This window comes from Tabrizicola sp. (assembly GCF_016792905.1).
Classification (GTDB): Bacteria; Pseudomonadota; Alphaproteobacteria; order Rhodobacterales; family Rhodobacteraceae; genus Tabrizicola.
The window spans coordinates 30,326-47,113 of sequence record NZ_JAEULP010000034.1; the positions used below are offsets into that span (position 1 = coordinate 30,326).

The window sequence follows — 16,788 nt, forward strand, 5'->3', positions numbered from 1 at the left end:
CAAACAACACAGAGCTTTTCCGGCAGAACCGCGCCTGTTGGGCAACAGCCGGGGTCAGAGCCCCAGTTTCGCCGCGACCAATGCGTTGACCGTCGCCGGATTCGCCTTGCCGCCGGTGGCCTTGATCACCTGCCCGGTGAACCAGCCCGCAAGCTTTGGATTCGCCTTGGCTTTTTCCACCTGCTCGGGGTTCGCGGCGATGATCTCGTCCACCGCCTTCTCGATGGCGCCGGTGTCCGTGACCTGCTTCATGCCGCGGTCTTCGGCAATCCGGGCGGGGTCGCCGCCTTCGGTCCAGACGATCTCGAACAGATCCTTGGCCATCTTGCCGCTGATGGTTCCGGCGGCGATCAGGTCGATCACCCCACCAAGCTGAGTGGCGGACACCGGGCTTTCGGTAATGTCGTGGCCTTCCTTCTTCAGCCGCCCGAACAACTCGTTGATCACCCAGTTCGCGGCCATCTTGCCATCGCGGCCCTGCGCCACTTCGTCGAAGTAGCGCGCGCTGTCGAGTTCGGCGGTCAGGACGTTGGCGTCGTAGTCGGTGAGCCCGTAATCGGCCATGAAGCGGGCCTTCTTGGCGTCGGGCAGTTCCGGCATCGCGGCGTGGATGCCATCGACCCAGGCCTGTTCGATTTCCAGGGGCAGAAGGTCGGGATCGGGGAAGTAGCGGTAGTCATGCGCCTCTTCCTTCGACCGCATCGAACGGGTCTCGTTCTTGTCGGGGTCGTAGAGGCGGGTTTCCTGCACCACCTTGCCGCCATCCTCGATGATGGCGATCTGGCGCCGGGCCTCGTAGTCGATGGCCAACTGGATGAAGCGCATCGAGTTCATGTTCTTGATCTCGCAGCGGGTGCCGAGATGCGAGAAGTCCTGGGTTGCCTGGTACTTCTCGTACTGGCCGGGCTTGCAGACCGAGACGTTGACGTCGGCGCGCAGGTTGCCGTTCTGCATGTTGCCGTCGCAGGTGCCAAGATAGCGCAGGATCTGGCGCAGCTTCGTCACATAGGCCGCCGCTTCCTCCGGCCCCCGGATGTCGGGGCGGGAGACGATTTCCATCAGCGCAACGCCGGTGCGGTTGAAGTCGACGAAGGAAAGGTTCGGGTCCATGTCGTGGATCGACTTGCCGGCGTCCTGCTCCAGGTGGATGCGTTCGATCCGGACCCGCCGGGCCACGCCTGGGGCCATTTCGACCGTGACCTCGCCCTCACCGACGATGGGATGGTAAAGCTGGCTGATCTGATAGCCCTGAGGCAGGTCGGGGTAGAAATAGTTCTTCCTGTCGAAGGCCGAGGTCAGGTTGATCTGCGCCTTGAGCCCCAGCCCGGTGCGGACCGCCTGCTCCACGCAGTACTCGTTGATCACCGGCAGCATCCCCGGCATCGCGCAGTCGACGAAGGAGACGTTGGAGTTCGGCTCGGCGCCGAAAGACGTGGACGCGCCGGAGAAGAGCTTGGCGTTCGAGGAAACCTGAGCGTGGATTTCCATCCCGATCACCAGTTCCCAGTCGTGCCTGGCCCCGGCGATCACCTTGGGCGCGGGCGCGGTGTAGGTCAGGTCAAGCATGGATAGCCTCCGGCAAACGGTCTCGGGCCGGGTTTAGGCCGCCGGGGCGCGCGGGGCAAGAGGATGCGTCAGGTGCGCCGCACCAGCGTGCCAAGCCCGTCGCCGCGCCGCACGATCCGCGCCCCGCGCTTGAGTGCTGGACCGAAGACCTCGGCCATGGCGAAGGCCAGGCTTTCCGAATGGCGCGTCCAGCAGTCCAGCTGGATCTCGCGCAGGCGGTTCCACAGCACGTCCGACAGCGCCGCGCGGGTCTTGGTCAACTGGTAGGCGGCATCTGCGCCATCCTTGCGGAACCCCATCGCCATGCCGGACAGAAGATGTGCCGCCACGTTGGCGCGATGCTGGCAGCCGGTGGCGGCCTGGTAATCCTGCAGGGCCTCGAAGAAATACTCCATCTCCAGGGTGGGCGACAGATCGCCCAGCGCCTCGGCGGCAGCGATGTGGAACACGGCATAGGACGCCTTGCCGGAAACGCCTTCGGTCAGCCGGACGGAGCGACGCGCCTCGCGTTCGAAGGCGGAAAGCGAACCGTGCCAGCCGGGCAGCATGTTGACCGCGTGGGCGGCATGGACAGCGGCATTTTCGGGGTCGAGATCGCACCAGTCCTCATACCATTCGCGGCAGACTGACCCGCCATCCTCGATCCCGGGGATCAGGGCGTAGCGGGTTCCGGCCAGAAGCGGCGACATCTCCTCGATCGGATCGAAGATCGTGACCAGGGTTTCGGCGCGCTCGAAATGGACGGCGCCTTCCGACCAGACCTCGCGCGAGAGCTGGCCCTGTGGGGCGGTCTTGCGCCTTGCATCGGCAAAGTCGACATGAGCCTGGGCCACGACCTGCGCGGCGCAATAGTCTTCGGGATTGCGGTCGTAGAGCCCTTCCAGCACTTCAAGCTCGGCCTTGGCCATCGTCCAGTCGTTGCGCGAGATTGCCGCTGCAAGGCCCGCGCGCATCCCTTCGCTGATCAGGGGCGCGACGCGATGCCCGCCCGAGGCCATGATCCGTTCCTGGTCCGTGTAGCGCAGCGCTTCCAGAAGATCGGGCCATTCGCCCGCCGCGGCCATCGCTGCATGATCGTCGACGATGCATTGCCATTCGGTCTTTTCTGCACCCTGACGCAGCACCGGCACGTCAACCCGCATCAGTACCTGCTCGGCGGTGAGACCTTCCAGAAGCTCACCGCCGCGCCCTGCCGCCGGCCGCAAAAGACCGGCGTCTTCTTGCTGACCGCGGCCTGCCCGGGTTTTCACATGCATCAGTGACGGTGTAACCAGCATCGACTCGCCCTCCGGGCAGTTTTCTGCCTGCCACGATCAGACCGTGATCGCGGATCAGGGCGAAAAAAGGGAAATGCGGTGATCTTCGGGTGACTTCGACATGCTTGCACGCGTGATTTTGGGAATGTTTGCAGCGGCTTCGCTGGCGGCCTGTGTCAACACGGCGCCGACCGAGCCGATGTCCTTCGTCGCGCCTCCGATGCAGTGGGACCATCACCCCGAGGGCGCGGAGTGGACCGAATCAACGCTTGTGGCGCTGTCAACCAAGGATCAGGAACTGTCCGAGCGGGTTCCCGCCGATATTGAAACCTGGTGCCCCGGCTACACGGAAGCGCCGGTCGAAGAGCGGCGCGCCTTCTGGGCCGGGCTCCTGTCGGCGGTCGCGAGATACGAAAGCACCTGGAACGAGAACGCCTCGGGCGGCGGCGGGCGCTGGATCGGGCTGATGCAGATCGACCCGCGCTCGGCGGCGAACTACGGCTGCGAGGCGACCTCGGTCGGCGCATTGAAGGACGGCGAGGCCAACCTGGAATGCGCGGTCGAGATCATGTCGACCCAGGTGGCCAAGGACGGGCTGGTGGCCGGAAGCGGCAACCGTGGCATCGGTCGCGACTGGGCGCCGCTGCGCAGCAACGAGAAGCGGTCGGCAATGTCGGCCTGGACCAGGCAGCAGCCCTATTGCAAGGCGGGCTGACGGGTCGTCACCCTGCCGCCAGCATCCGTTCCACCATCTCGCGAAGGTCGCCCGACAGGGGGGCTGCGAGCATCCGTTCCAGTTCGGCGCGTGCGAGCTTCCGGCGGGCGGCATCGTAGCGGGGCCAGGTCTCGAAGGCGGTCGACACGCGCGAGGCGGTCTGCGGGTTCAGCGGGTCGAGCTTCAGGAGCCAGTCGGCGACCAGCTTGTAGCCCGCGCCGGAGCGGTGGTGGAAACCGGCATGGTTCGCGGCCAGCGCGCCGATGGTGGTGCGGAAGCGGTTGGGGTTCCTCCAGTCGAAGCCCGGGGTCTCCAACAGGCGCGCAGTCAAGGCGGCGGCCTCGGCGGGTTCGGCCGTGGCGATCTGCAGCGCATACCACTTGTCCATGACATTCGCGTCGCGGCCCCAGCGGGCGGCGAAGGCGACCAGTTCCTTGTCGCCCTGGTGCACGTCAAGGAGTGCCGCCAGCGCGCCGATTTCCTCGGTCATGCTGCGCGCACGCGCGAAGGCCGAGGCGGCAAGCTTGCCGCCGTCGCGCCGGGTCAACAGGCCCAATGCCGCGATCTTCAGCGCCCGCCTGCCCGCCTGATCTGCCGATGGAGAGAAGGGAGCATTGTCGTCCAGGTCTTTGTAAAGCCTGTGCAATCCTTCGCCCAAGCGGATAGCCAGCGCACCTGACATCTCGCGCCGGGCGGCGTGGATCTTGGCGGGGTCGGGAATGCGGCCCATGGCGTGGATGGTCTGGGCAAGGTCATCCTCGCCCGGCAGGCGCAGGCAGAGCGCGCGGAAGGCGGGGTCGAGGGTTTCGTCGAAGGTGACGGCGGCGACCGCATCCAGCCAGTCGGCACGAACCGACATGCCCTTCAGCGCCATCTCCGCCATGACCTCCTTGGCCAGCGCGCGCCCCGCCTCCCATTTGTTGAAGGCGTCGGTGTCGTGGGCCAGGAGAAAGGCGCGTTCGCCCGGCACAGGCTTGCGGTCCAGCACCACGGGGGCCGAGAAACCGCGGAGGATGGACGGAACGGGCCTTGCCGCCAGGCCCTCGAACCGGAAACTTTGCTTTGCCCGCGTCATCTCCAGCATGATCGTCGGCACGACCTCGTCGCCGTTCGGGTTCAGGAGACCAACCTTGATCGGGATGACCTTCGGATCCTTTTCCGGCTGGCCGGGCGTGGGCGGGTTCTTCTGGGTGAAACTCAGGGTATAGACCCCATCGGCCCAGGCGTCCTCGACCTTGAGCCGGGGAGTTCCGGCCTGCGAATACCAGCGCTTGAACTGGGTCAGGTCGCGGTCGGTGGCATCCTCGAAGACCTTCAGCCAGTCCTCGATCGTCGCGGCATCGCCGTCGTGGCGGTCGAAGTAGAGGTCGAGCGCGCGCTTGTAGCCGGTGTCGCCGACCAGCGACTTGAGCATGCCGATGACCTCGGCGCCTTTTTCGTAGACCGTGGCGGTGTAGAAGTTGTTGATCTCGACAAAGCTTTCCGGGCGGACCTGGTGCGCCAGCGGCCCGGCATCCTCGCGGAACTGGCGGGCGCGGAGGGCGACCACATCCTCGATCCGGCGCACGGCGGCCGACCGCATGTCGCCGGAAAACTGGTGGTCGCGGAAGACGGTCAGGCCTTCCTTCAGGCAGAGCTGGAACCAGTCGCGGCAGGTGATGCGGTTGCCGGTCCAGTTGTGGAAGTATTCGTGCGCGATGATCGCCTCGATCCGGGCATAGTCATCGTCTGTGGCGGTTTCGGGGCTGGCGAGGACGTAGCGGGAGTTGAAGATGTTCAGTCCCTTGTTCTCCATCGCGCCCATGTTGAAGTCGTCGACCGCGACGATGTTGAACACGTCCAGATCGTATTCCCGGCCATAGACCTGTTCATCCCAGCGCATCGACCGGATCAGGCTGTCCATCGCATAGGCGCAGCGGTCTTCGTCGCCAGGGCGGACCCAGATGTTCAGCGCGACCCTGCGGCCCGATGCCGTGGTGAAATCGGCGGAATGGGCGCGCAGGTCGCCCGCCACCAGCGCGAACAGATAGGCCGGTTTCGGCCAGGGGTCATCCCATTCGGCCCAGCCCTTGCCTTGCGCGGTCGGGTTGCCGTTGGAAAGGAGGATGGGCAGATCGGCCTCGACCCGCACCCGGAAGCGGGACATCACGTCGGGCCGGTCGGGGTACCAGGTGATCTTGCGGAAGCCTTCCGCCTCGCACTGGGTGCAATACATGCCTTTCGACATGTAAAGTCCTTCCAGCGCGGTGTTCGCATCCGGCGCGTTCTGGACTTCGGTTTCCAGCGTGAAGGGGCCGTCCGGCAAGTCCGTCGCGGCGATGGTCAGCGAATGGGCGTCAAGCCGCGGGGTCACGGGTCGACCATCCACGGTACAGGAGAGATGCGTCAGTCCCTCTCCATCAAGCCGCAGGTCGTTCCGCCCCGGACGATCCGGGTTCGGGCGCAGGGCCAGCCGGGCCGAAACCCGCGTCGCGCCGGGGGCAAGGCGGAAGGTCAGGTCCACGCTGTCGACGATATGGCTGTAGGGTTGGTAGTCGGCGAGGTGGATGGTCTTCTGCTCGGTCATCGGGCTCTCCCTTTCCGGCAGAAGCTACGGCCAAACGCCCCGGACGCAAGGGGGAGGCGTTCAACAGACGGGCAAGAGGCGAGCTACAGCCGGAGAACTGTCATTTGCGGCTTTACGAATCCGCGGCAGGCGGTCATCCATGTTCCATGAATGTTCTCGTCTGGTTCAAGCGCGACCTGCGCATTCACGACCATCCGGCGCTGGTTCTGGCGGCCAGGACCGGCGCGGTCCTGCCGGTCTTCGTGGTGGAGCCCGAGCTTTGGGCGCAGCCGGAGACCTCGGCCCGGCAGTGGGCGTTCGTGGAGGAGAGTTTGGCCGACCTGCGGGAAGACCTGTCGGGGATCGGCGCCCCGCTGGTGGTGCGGGTGGGCGATGCGGTGCAGGTGCTGGCGGGCTTGTGTCGGCGGCATGGCATCGGGCAGATCGTCAGCCATGCCGAAACCGGGACACCTTGGACCGAAGCGCGCAACCGGCGCGTGGCTGATTGGGCGCGGGCGGCGGGGATCATTTGGACCGAACTGGTGCCCCCCGGCGTCTTGCGGGGGCAGACAGGCGCCTCGTTGCCCGCCCCTGCCCTCCTTGGCATGGCGGGGGTCGAGCCGGGGCTGATCCCGTCCGCACGGGCCCTGAAGCTGGCCGCCGATCCCTGCCCGCACCGCCAGTTGGGCGGGCGCGATTGGGGGCTGGAACTGCTGGACAGCTTCCTCTCGCGTAGGGGCGAAGCCTATCGTGTGGCGCAGTCCTGTCCTTTGGCCAGCGAGCGCGCTTCGTCCCGCCTGTCTCCGCATCTGGCCTGGGGAACAGTGGCGGTCGGCGAGGTCGCCAGGGCAACGGCCGTGCGGCAGGCGGAACGGCCGGGCGGGCGCTGGGGCAGCGCGCTGTCGGCCTTTCGATCGCAATTGACCGGGCGGGAGGCTTGCGCGGCAGGCTTGGCGGACGTGCCGACGGGCTGTTTGGCGGGACCGCCCGGCGATCCGGAACGGCTGGCCGCCTGGGTTGCGGGCGAAACCGGCCTGCCTTTCCTCGACGCCTGCCTGCGCTACCTGCGGGCAAGCGGTTGGCTGAATGCCCGGTTGCGCGGAATGGTGGCCTCGGTCGCCTGCCACCAGCTTGGGCTTGACGGGCAAGCCGTTGGCCAGCATCTCGCCCGGCAATTCACCGACCACGATCCCGGCGTCCTCTGGCCGCAGATGCGGGCGCTGGCGGGGACCGGTTTCACCCAGCCACGGCGCTTGTACGATCCGGTGAGGCTGGGTTGCGCGTTGGACCCGGCGGCGGTCTTCACCCGCCGCTGGCTGCCCGAATTGGCAGCGGTACCGGAGGCCGTCCTGCACGCACCCTGGCGCTGGCCCGAGGCGCGGCGGCTGCTCGGCCAGCGCTACCCCGAGCCGATCATCGATCTTGCAAGCGCCGCCCGAGAGATAGGCGAGCGGAGCCGGTCGGCGCGACGCCGCGCTGTCCCTGCGGGTGCCGCGATCAGGCGAGGCGGAGAACCGGCGAAGCCTTGGCCTTCACAAGCGCAGCTCTGCCTGCCCTTCTGACCTTGACGCGGGCCGCGCGCCGCCAATACTATACGATCATTCAGCAAGGATGACCGATGCCGCGCGATCCCCGCTATGACATCCTGTTCGAGCCGGTTCGGATCGGCCCGGTCACGGCGCCCAATCGCTTCTACCAGACTCCCCATGCCACCGGCTTCGGCTGGCAGCGCCCGCAGTCCGGCGCGGCGCTGCGCGGGGTGAAGGCGGAAGGCGGCTGGGGGGTGGTCTGCACCGAATACTGCTCGATCCACCCGACATCGGACGACAGCCCCTATGCCTTCCTGACACTGTGGGATGACGACGACATCGCCCCCCTCGCCCTGACTGCGGACGCGATCCATGCGCATGGGTCGCTGGCAGGGATCGAGCTTTGGCACGGCGGCGCCCATGCCTCGAATAGGATGACGCGCGTGCCGGGGATTGCGCCGGATGCGCAGCCCGCCCTCTACCACCTGCCGACGACGGCACGGGCAATGGACAAGGCCGACATCCGCGCCTTTCGCGGATGGCAGCGCGATGCTGCCGTGCGGGCGAAGCGGGCGGGCTTCGATCTGGTCTATGTCTATGCCGGGCACGACTACCTGCCCTTCCAGTTCCTGTCGCGCCGCACCAACGCACGCTGCGATGCCTATGGCGGGTCGCTGGAGAACCGCGTGCGCCTCTTGCGCGAGATGATAGAGGACACCAGGGAGGCGGTGGGCGACACCTGCGCGGTCGCCGTGCGACTGGCCGTCGACGAATTGCACGGGCCGGAGGGGATCACCTCGGAAGGCGAGGGCCGCGAGATCATCGAGATGCTGGCGGAATTGCCGGACCTCTGGGACGTGAACGTCGCGGGGGCCCTGGGCAATGACTCGCGCTCGGCCCGCTTTTCGGCGGAGGGGTTTCAGGAGGAGAATGTCGCCTTCGTGAAGTCGCTGACCACGAAGCCCGTGGTCTCGGTTGGCCGCTTCACCTCTCCCGACCGCATGGTCAGCCAGATCAGGCGCGGAGTGCAGGATTTCATCGGTGCGGCGCGTCCCTCGATTGCCGACCCCTTCCTGCCCGCGAAGATCCGGGAGGGGCGGGAGGACGAGATCAGGGAGTGCATCGGCTGCAACATCTGCCGGGCGGCGAACAACGAAGGCGTGGGGTTGCGCTGCACCCAGAACCCGACAATGGGCGAGGAATGGCGGCGCGGCTGGCACCCGGAGCGGATCGCGGTTCATCCCCGCCGGGAGACGGCGCTGGTGATCGGCGGCGGCCCGGCCGGGCTGGAGGCGGCGCTGACCGTGGGGCGGCGGGGGCTTGAGGTGACGCTCGCCGAGGCGGGCGATGCCTTCGGCGGCAGGCTTTTGCGCGAGGCGGCGCTACCGGGGCTGGCAACATGGATGCGGGTCAGGGACTGGCGGCTGACCATGCTGGACAAGTTGCCGAACGTGCAGCTTTACCCCGGCAGCCGGATGGGGGCCGCCGAGGTGGCGGAGTTCGGCGCGGATCATGTGGTGCTGGCAACCGGCTCGCGCTGGCGGCGCGACGGGGTGGGGGTCTATGCCATCCGGCATGGGGTCTTTCCCGAGGCGCTGACGCCCGATGATGTCTTCGCCGGGGCGCGGGTCACGGGGTCGGTGGTGATCTACGACGACGAGCACTACTTCATGGCCGGTGCGCTGGCCGAGCGGCTGGCCAAGCAAGGCCATGCGGTGCGCTATGTGACGACGGCTGCCCTGGCCTCGTCATGGACAGTGCTGACCAACGAACAGGATTTCCTGCAGGCCCGGCTGATCGAGGCGGGGGTGGAGATTATTCCGCTCAAGTCCCTGACGTCGCAGGGCAAGGGAGAAGTCGCGCTGTCCTGCGTCTATACGGGACGCGAGGAAAGGCTTCCCTGCGGCACGCTGATCCTGGCCACGGGACGCCTGCCGGAGGACAGCCTGTGGCACGATCTGGTGACGGCAGGGATCTCCGCCACCCGGATCGGCGATTGCCTTGCGCCGTCCTCCATCGCCGATGCCGTCCATTCCGCCCACCGCTTCGCCCGCCTCTTGGGCGAGCCCGACCTGCCGCCGCGCCGCGAGCGCGCCCCGGAAAGGAGCCTCTGATGCGCCAGCGCCGCCCCGCCCGGAGCCCGAACGCGATCCCCCAGCGCCCCTTCGGCCAGGTGCCGCGGGTTTATGACCCGATCCGGGTGCTGTCCGACGATCAGGTGGAGGCGATCCACCGTGCCGCGCTGGTTTTGCTGTCGACGCAGGGGATGCGGGTCCTGAACGGCTCCGCGCTGGACCATTTCCGCCGGGCCGGGGCGAAGGTCGAGGGCAACATGGTCTACCCAGACCCCGGTCTGGTCGAAGAACGGCTGGCGACCGTGCCCCGGACCTTCACCATCGCGGCGCGGAACCGGGCGAAGGACCTGCGTTTCGGCGGCAACGACTTGGTGTTCTCCAGCGTCGGCGGCCCGGCCTATGTGATGGACCTCGACCGCGGCCGCCGCGACGGGACCTTGCAGGACATGCAGGATTTCCTGCGCCTCTGCCAAAGCCTGAACGTGATCCAGCAGGAATCCGGCGGCCCGCTGGAACCGATGGACCTGCCCGCCGCGACGCGCCATCTGGACCTTTACCTGTCGCAATGCACGCTTCTGGACAAGAGCTGGAACCTGAACGCCCTTGGCACCCAGCGCACGATGGACGGCCTGCATATGGCGGCGCTCCTGATGGGCTGGAGCATGGATGACCTTGCCCGCCAGCCGATGATGATGGGCGTGATCAACACCAACTCGCCCCGGCAACTGGACGACCCGATGAGCCAGGGACTGATCGCACTGGCCGAGCATGGTCAGGTCGCCATCGTCACTCCCTTCACGCTGGCGGGCGCGATGGCCCCTGTCAGCCTGGCGGGCGCGCTGGTCCTGCAGCACGCCGAGGCGATGTTTGGCATCACCCTGACCCAGATCGTGCGCCCCGGCGTGCCGGTGATGTACGGCGGCTTCACCTCGAATGTCGACATGAAGACCGGGGCGCCCGCCTTCGGGACGCCCGAATATGCCAAGGCCGCGCAGGCCAGCGGGCAACTGGCGCGGCGGATCGGGGTGCCGTTCCGGTCATCCAACACCACGGCGGCCAATGCCATCGACGCCCAGGCGGCCTATGAATCGATGATGTCGCTCTGGGGTTGCCTGATGGGCGGGGCGCATCTGGTGATCCACGGTGCGGGCTGGATGCACGGCGGGCTGACCGCCAGCTTCGAGAAGCTGATCCTCGACGCCGAGATGCTGGGGATGATGCAGGCCTATTTCCAGCCCATCCCCGTGACCGACGAATCCCTGTCGCTCGATGCCATTGTCGAGGCCGGGGTGGGCGGGCATTTCTTCGGCACGGCGCAGACCATGGCGCAGTATGAAACCGCCTTTCACCCGCCGATGCTGTCGAACTGGGACAGCTATCCGAACTGGCTGGCGCGCGGGGCCGAGGAAGCCCCGGCCCGCGCCAACCGCATCTGGAAGGAATTGCTTTCCAGCTACGAAGCGCCGCCCCTTGACCCCGGCGTGCTGGAAGCGTTGAACGCCTATGTCGCCCGCCGAAAGGCCGAGGGTGGCGCGCCCACGAACTAGGATCCCGATGCCCCGCGCCTCTGCCCCCCGCTTCACCCGGATGACCAGCGAGGACCGCCGCGCGCAGCTGATGGACGTGGCGCTTGCCGGGCTGGCGAGGGGCGGCATCCAGGAATTCACCGTGGACCGCATCTGCCAGGCGGCGGGCGTGTCGCGCGGGCTGATCCTGCATCATTTCGGGTCAATGGGCGGGCTTCTGGCTGCCGTCTATGCCCGGCTTTACCGCGAGACCACGCCCAACCTTGCGTCCTTGCCCACCAATGCGCGGCTGGAGGCCCTGATCGAGGGCACCTTCGCGCCGAAAGCCTTCAACCGCGATACGCTGAACGCCTGGGTCGCGCTTTGGGGCCAGATCGCCAACACCCCGAAACTGCGTGAGGAACACCGGCGGCAATACGCGGCCTATGTCGAGGATGTGTCGGCGGCGATTGCGGCCCTGTCCTCGACGCCGGGAGGCGCCCTGGAGGCCCGCCCCCTGGCCAAGGCGCTGATCTGCCTGATCGACGGGCTTTGCCTGCAACACTGCCTCGATCCTGCAGCGATGCCCGCCGAGACGGCGAAGGCGGCCTGCGGCGCCTTCCTCGCGCCCCATCTCGGCTGATCATTCGGCGCCGACAATCCGCGCCAGCTTGCCCAGGGTTTGCAGGCCCAGTTCAACCGCGCCGAAGCCCTTGGCATCCCGGTATTCCTGCGCCGTCGCCATCACCATGCCGAGCGTCACCCTGGTCGCCCCGTCCACATCGTCGAAACTGGCCCAGGCGTCGGCATGTTTCGGCCCGTTCTCGCCCCAGTGCAGCGTGTAGTCGAGCCGCGCTTCCGGAATCACTGCGCCGTAGCGATGGTGGTTCGGAAAGACCGTCCCGTCCGGCCCGATCATGTCGAAGACCCATTCGCCGCCCGCCCGCAGGTCGATGCGGCTGGTCCGGCAGGAGAAGCCCTCCGGCCCCCACCATTTCGGCAAACTTTCGGCGTTCATCCAGGCTCCCCATACCACCGGGACCGGGGCCCTGATCACCCGATGGAAAAGGATCGTGCGCTCGGCCACGCCCCCCATGTTGCCAAGGCCCGCGTCGAAGCCCTGCCGGTAGCCCGCCGCCATATCCTCGGCCAGCGAGGCAAGCTGGACCGTCACCTCGATCCGGCTGCCCTCGCCCGCTGCTGCGAAATCGGCGGTGACAAGGGCAGCGGAGAGCCGCGTCCCCTCACGCGAGACGACTTCGGTGCCGACCGTTCTCGTGTCTCCGACCAGGTCCAGCCAGTCGGCCTCGACCCGGATGTCCGGCTCGCCCGCGACCTTGCAGAGCGAGACCTCTCGGCCGCCGACCCGGGTATCGGCCTCAAGGAACTCGACTGTCACGCCCGGGGCGGGGGAGGCCCAGACCGCCCGCGCGGCAGGTGAGGTCCAGGCGGCATAAAGTGTCGCCACCGGGGCCGCGACATTGCGGGTGAATTTCAGCGTGGCGAAGCGGTCGGCAGTCAGGTCGCGGCTCATTTTATCAGACCCTTGGCATAGTTCTCCAGCTGGGTGACCACCGTTCCCCAGCCGTCGTAAAAGCCCATGTCCTCATGCGCCTTGCGGGTGTCGGGGTTCCGGTGCCGGGCGATGGCGGTATAGCTCGTCCCGCCCCCCGGCGCGTCGGACAGAAGCAGGATCGCGGTCATGAAGGGTTCCGGCGCAGGCTTCCAGCCTTCGGTGTAGGCATCGGTGAAGACGAGCTTTTCGCCCGGCACAACCTCCAGATAGACGCCCTTGTTGTCCATCACGTTGCCTTCGACGTCGAAGCTGGTGTTGAACCGCCCGCCGACCCGCAGGTCGATGTCGACGGCCGTCACCTTGTGCGGTTTCGGAATGAAGAAATGCGGAATGTGCTTGGGTTCTGTCCAGCATTCCCAGACCAGTTGGCGCGGCACGGCCAGTATGCGGGTGAAGGAAAGGTCGGTTGCAGGGTCCAGGTCGGGGGTCATTTCTCGCGCTCCTTCATGAGGTTCATCACATAGTCGTCCAGGCGATCCAGCCGCGCCTCCCAGACCTTGCGCTGGTCTTCCAGCCAGGCGGTCATCGGCTGCAACGCCTTTGGCTGGAAGGCGCAGGACCGGACGCGGCCGTCTTTTTGGGTCGCGACCAGCCCCGCTGCCTCCAAGACCGACAGGTGGCGCAGGATCGTCGGAAGCTTAAGCCCCGTGGGCCCGGCAAGTTCCGTCACTGGGGCGGGCCCCTTGGCCAGACGGTTCAGCATCATCCGCCGCGTAGGATCGGACAGGGCGTGGAACAAGAGGTCGAGGTGGGGATCATGCTTAGCCATATTGCTAACTATGATCACAGCGCCGAGCCGCGCAAGGGAAACTTAGCCAACCGGCAAAGTTTTCCGCTTTCAGGTTTTCGCGACAAGTGATTTTCGGGCTGGCTTGAAATTCCGCAGCCGGTTTCCTTGCTGAACCAAGACCCCCTCGCCTATTGTGTGCCACAGCATACGAACGGCCCTACGGCCAAGGGGGACTGCCATGACAGAACGTCTGGATCGTGCGGGGCTTCAGGTGGATGCAGTGCTCGCCCGTTTCATCGAGGACGAGGCCCTGCCCGGCTCCGGGATCGAGGCTGCAACCTTCTGGTCGGGCCTCGCGGGCCTGCTGGGGGACTTTGCGCCGAAGAACCGGGCGCTTCTGGCCAAACGCGAGGACCTTCAGGCGAAGATCGACGCCTGGCATGTGGCCCGGCGCGGACAGCCGCACGATCATGCCGCCTACAAGGCCTTCCTTGCCGAGATCGGCTACCTGCTGCCCGAGGGGCCGGCCTTCGTGATCGAGACAACCAACGTCGATCCCGAAGTGGCCAAGGTACCGGGGCCGCAGTTGGTGGTGCCGGTGACGAACGCCCGCTACGCGCTGAACGCGGCGAATGCGCGCTGGGGAAGCTTGTACGATTGCCTCTACGGCACCGATGCGATGGGCTCGCTGCCCCCCTCGGGTGGCTATGAACGGGGCCGCGGCGCGCGAGTCGTCGCCCGCGCGCGGGTCTTCCTGGACGAGGCCTTCCCGATTGCCGGGACCAGCCATGCCGACGTGCGCCGCTATGTAGTGAAGGACGGCACGCTTCTGGTCGACGACCTGCCGCTGGTGGACCCGTCGAAGTTCGTCGGCTACCGGGGCAACCCCAAGGCGCCGGACGCGATCCTGCTGCGGAACAACGGGCTGCATGTCGAGCTGGTTTTCGACCGGGCGCATTTCATCGGCTCGCGCGACCAGGCGCTGCTGGCCGATGTCCAACTGGAAAGCGCGTTGACGGCCATCATGGATTGCGAGGATTCCGTTGCCTGCGTCGATGCCGAGGACAAGGTCGGGGCCTACCGCAACTGGCTGGGGTTGATGCAGGGCAACCTCTCGGAAGTGTTCGAGAAAGGCGGCCGCAAGGTCGAGCGGCATCTGGCGCCGGACCGGGAGTATCTGGACCCGGCGGGCCGCCCCTTCGCGATCAAGGGCCGCGCGCTGATGTGGGTCCGCAACGTCGGCCACCTGATGACCAACCCGGCGATCCTGTTGCCGGACGGCTCCGAGGTCCCCGAGGGCCTGATGGACGCGATGGTGACGGTGGCGATCGCGCTGCATGACCTGAAGAAGACCGGGGGGATGCGGAACTCGGTCCTGGGCTCGGTCTATGTGGTGAAGCCCAAGATGCACGGGCCCGAGGAAGTGGCCTTCGCCGATGCCGTGATGGCGCGGGTGGAAGAGGTGCTGGCGCTGCCCAGGGCGACGGTGAAGCTCGGCATCATGGACGAGGAGCGGCGGACCTCGGTGAACCTCAAGGAATGCATCCGGGCTGCGAAGGGGCGGGTCGCCTTCATCAACACCGGCTTTCTCGACCGGACCGGGGACGAGATCCACACCTCGATGGAGGCGGGACCGTTCAGCCGGAAGGACTTCATCAAGCGGAAGAGCTGGATCACGGCCTATGAGAACCTGAACGTCGATATCGGGCTGGAATGCGGCCTCTCCGGCAAGGCCCAGATCGGCAAGGGGATGTGGGCCATGCCCGACCTGATGGCGGCGATGCTGGACGAGAAGATCGCCCATCCCCGCGCCGGGGCGAACACGGCCTGGGTCCCCTCGCCAACCGCAGCGACCCTCCATGCCCTCCACTACCACAAGGTCGACGTCTTCGCGGTGCAAGCGCGGCTGGCCAAGGGGGGGCGGCGGGCGCATGTGGACGGGATCCTGGACATTCCGCTGGCGAGCTACCGGCAGTGGAACCGGGCGCAGGTCCTGCGGGAGGTCGAGAACAACGCGCAGGGGATCCTGGGCTACGTCGTCCGCTGGATCGACCAGGGGGTCGGCTGTTCCAAGGTGCCGGACCTGAACGATGTCGGGCTGATGGAGGACCGCGCGACCTGCCGGATCTCGGCCCAGCATATCGCGAACTGGCTGCATCACGGGGTGGTCTCCCCGGAAGAGGTTTCGGAGGCGATGAAGAAGATGGCGGCCGTCGTGGACCGGCAGAATGCGGGCGATCCGCTCTACCGGCCGATGGCTCCGGCCTTCCAGGGGGCTGCGTTCCAGGCGGCTTCGGACCTGGTCTTCAAGGGGCGGGAGCAGCCATCCGGATACACCGAGCCCCTGCTCCATGCCTGGCGGCTGCGGGTGAAGGCCGGGTAGTGTCCACGGTGGACATTCTCCGATTATCCTTCTTTGTCAGATATTTGGTTGCGGACGTTAGGGGAAAGTTAACTCCTGCCCGACCCTCTGCCGACCTTGTCCTGCATCCCCGTTCACGGCCTCCGGCCCGACGTCGAAACGGATGAACCGGGATCGGAGCATGCCTCCTCAGCCGATGACGGTGTGAACCGGGAGATCACCCGGATCAGCGCCTCACAAGGGGTCCTGCCCGAGGGCACAAATAGGCCGAAAACGCATTGTGGGTGCCAACTGCGACCGCGCCATCGCGGCAGGAGCGGGTGCATGCTTGCACGCACCGCTAAATCCCGAGCGCCCGGAACACTTTCGGCAACTCCTCGGGCAGGTCCTCGGCGATCAGCCCCGGCCCGAAGGAGAGCGCACATTCCACATGCAGCCAGGCCCCGGTGCAGGCGGCATCGAAGGGGCTGAACCCCCGCGCCAGCAGCCCGGTGATGAACCCCGCCAGCACATCCCCCGACCCCGCCGTCGCCAGCCACGGCGCCGCCCGGTCGTAATGGGCGGAGTTGATGGCGCAGCGGCCGGAGGGGTCGGCGATCACCGTGTCGGGGCCTTTGTACAGCACCACGCAGCCCGCGCGTTTGGCGGCCTCCCGCGTGGCATCGACCTTGGAGTAGGCGGGGCCTTTGGTGGCGGGGGCCGCGAGCTTCTCGGCAATGTCGGGGAAGAGGCGGGCGAACTCCCCGGCATGGGGGGTGAGGATGCAGCTCTCGTGCAGGGCAGAGAAGAGGTTGGGGTGTTGCGAGAGGATGGTGAGGGCGTCGGCGTCGAGGACCAGAGAGAGTCGGGGGGGGGGGGGGGGCCGCGCGGCGCGGGGGGGGGGGCCCGCCGGGGCCCACCCGCCCCCCCCACCCCCCCCCCCGCCCCCC

At 67.1% G+C, this 16,788-nt stretch carries 14 protein-coding genes; 7 read left to right on the forward strand and 7 right to left on the reverse strand.

What is annotated here, in order from left to right; translation table 11 throughout:
- Positions 1-54: 54 nt before the first annotated feature.
- Both gatB and JNL31_RS07185 read right to left on the reverse strand, forming a co-directional pair.
- Positions 55-1,566, reverse strand: coding sequence for an Asp-tRNA(Asn)/Glu-tRNA(Gln) amidotransferase subunit GatB (gene gatB / locus JNL31_RS07180; protein WP_294971625.1), 1,512 nt, complete (start codon positions 1,564-1,566; stop codon positions 55-57).
- A gap of 68 nt (positions 1,567-1,634) precedes the next feature.
- Positions 1,635-2,630 (reverse strand): hypothetical protein, encoded by a 996-nt coding sequence (locus JNL31_RS07185; protein WP_294971627.1) that lies wholly within the window; start codon positions 2,628-2,630, stop codon positions 1,635-1,637.
- 6 nt (positions 2,631-2,636) lie between these two features.
- Here JNL31_RS07185 and JNL31_RS07190 point away from each other — a divergent pair, with 6 nt between their 5' ends.
- Together JNL31_RS07190 and JNL31_RS07195 are read left to right on the forward strand one after the other, a co-directional pair.
- Positions 2,637-2,828 (forward strand): hypothetical protein, encoded by a 192-nt coding sequence (locus JNL31_RS07190; RefSeq protein WP_294971630.1) that lies wholly within the window; start codon positions 2,637-2,639, stop codon positions 2,826-2,828.
- Positions 2,829-2,967: 139 nt separating this feature from the next.
- A complete protein-coding gene (locus JNL31_RS07195; RefSeq protein WP_294971631.1) occupies positions 2,968-3,537 on the forward strand; it encodes a transglycosylase SLT domain-containing protein in 570 nt (189 codons plus the stop codon).
- A 7-nt stretch (positions 3,538-3,544) separates the two neighbouring features.
- Here JNL31_RS07195 and pepN read toward each other — a convergent pair whose 3' ends face one another.
- Positions 3,545-6,103 (reverse strand): aminopeptidase N, encoded by a 2,559-nt coding sequence (gene pepN / locus JNL31_RS07200; protein WP_294971633.1) that lies wholly within the window; start codon positions 6,101-6,103, stop codon positions 3,545-3,547.
- 146 nt (positions 6,104-6,249) lie between these two features.
- Here pepN and JNL31_RS07205 point away from each other — a divergent pair, with 146 nt between their 5' ends.
- From JNL31_RS07205 to JNL31_RS07220, 4 genes are read left to right on the forward strand one after another with little or no spacing between them, the layout of a single operon-like run.
- Complete coding sequence (locus JNL31_RS07205) at positions 6,250-7,644, forward strand: FAD-binding domain-containing protein (protein WP_294971636.1); 1,395 nt, start codon at positions 6,250-6,252, stop codon at positions 7,642-7,644.
- 56 nt (positions 7,645-7,700) lie between these two features.
- Complete coding sequence (locus JNL31_RS07210) at positions 7,701-9,725, forward strand: FAD-dependent oxidoreductase (RefSeq protein WP_294971639.1); 2,025 nt, start codon at positions 7,701-7,703, stop codon at positions 9,723-9,725.
- Positions 9,725-11,233: a trimethylamine methyltransferase family protein gene (locus tag JNL31_RS07215; RefSeq protein ID WP_294971642.1), complete on the forward strand. Its 1,509-nt coding sequence runs from the start codon at positions 9,725-9,727 to the stop codon at positions 11,231-11,233. The genes JNL31_RS07210 and JNL31_RS07215 overlap by 1 nt, the downstream gene beginning before the upstream one ends.
- Positions 11,234-11,240: 7 nt before the next feature.
- Positions 11,241-11,834: a TetR family transcriptional regulator C-terminal domain-containing protein gene (locus JNL31_RS07220; RefSeq protein ID WP_294971645.1), complete on the forward strand. Its 594-nt coding sequence runs from the start codon at positions 11,241-11,243 to the stop codon at positions 11,832-11,834.
- Here JNL31_RS07220 and JNL31_RS07225 read toward each other — a convergent pair whose 3' ends face one another.
- Genes JNL31_RS07225 through JNL31_RS07235 form a run of 3 tightly spaced genes read right to left on the reverse strand, consistent with a single transcriptional unit; the run spans position 11,835 to position 13,536 of the window.
- Positions 11,835-12,725, reverse strand: coding sequence for an SRPBCC domain-containing protein (locus tag JNL31_RS07225; protein ID WP_294971648.1), 891 nt, complete (start codon positions 12,723-12,725; stop codon positions 11,835-11,837).
- Positions 12,722-13,198: an SRPBCC family protein gene (locus tag JNL31_RS07230; protein WP_294971650.1), complete on the reverse strand. Its 477-nt coding sequence runs from the start codon at positions 13,196-13,198 to the stop codon at positions 12,722-12,724. The genes JNL31_RS07225 and JNL31_RS07230 overlap by 4 nt, the downstream gene beginning before the upstream one ends.
- Positions 13,195-13,536 (reverse strand): metalloregulator ArsR/SmtB family transcription factor, encoded by a 342-nt coding sequence (locus JNL31_RS07235; protein WP_294971652.1) that lies wholly within the window; start codon positions 13,534-13,536, stop codon positions 13,195-13,197. The genes JNL31_RS07230 and JNL31_RS07235 overlap by 4 nt, the downstream gene beginning before the upstream one ends.
- A gap of 199 nt (positions 13,537-13,735) precedes the next feature.
- Between JNL31_RS07235 and JNL31_RS07240 the strand changes: the two genes are divergently transcribed.
- Positions 13,736-15,880, forward strand: a complete 2,145-nt coding sequence (locus JNL31_RS07240; RefSeq protein WP_294971655.1) for a malate synthase G — start codon at positions 13,736-13,738, stop codon at positions 15,878-15,880.
- Positions 15,881-16,199: 319 nt separating this feature from the next.
- On the opposite strand, the gene JNL31_RS07245 is transcribed toward JNL31_RS07240, so the two are convergent.
- On the reverse strand, positions 16,200-16,788 hold a 589-nt coding region (locus tag JNL31_RS07245), incomplete at its 5' end, for an ADP/ATP-dependent (S)-NAD(P)H-hydrate dehydratase (protein ID WP_294971657.1).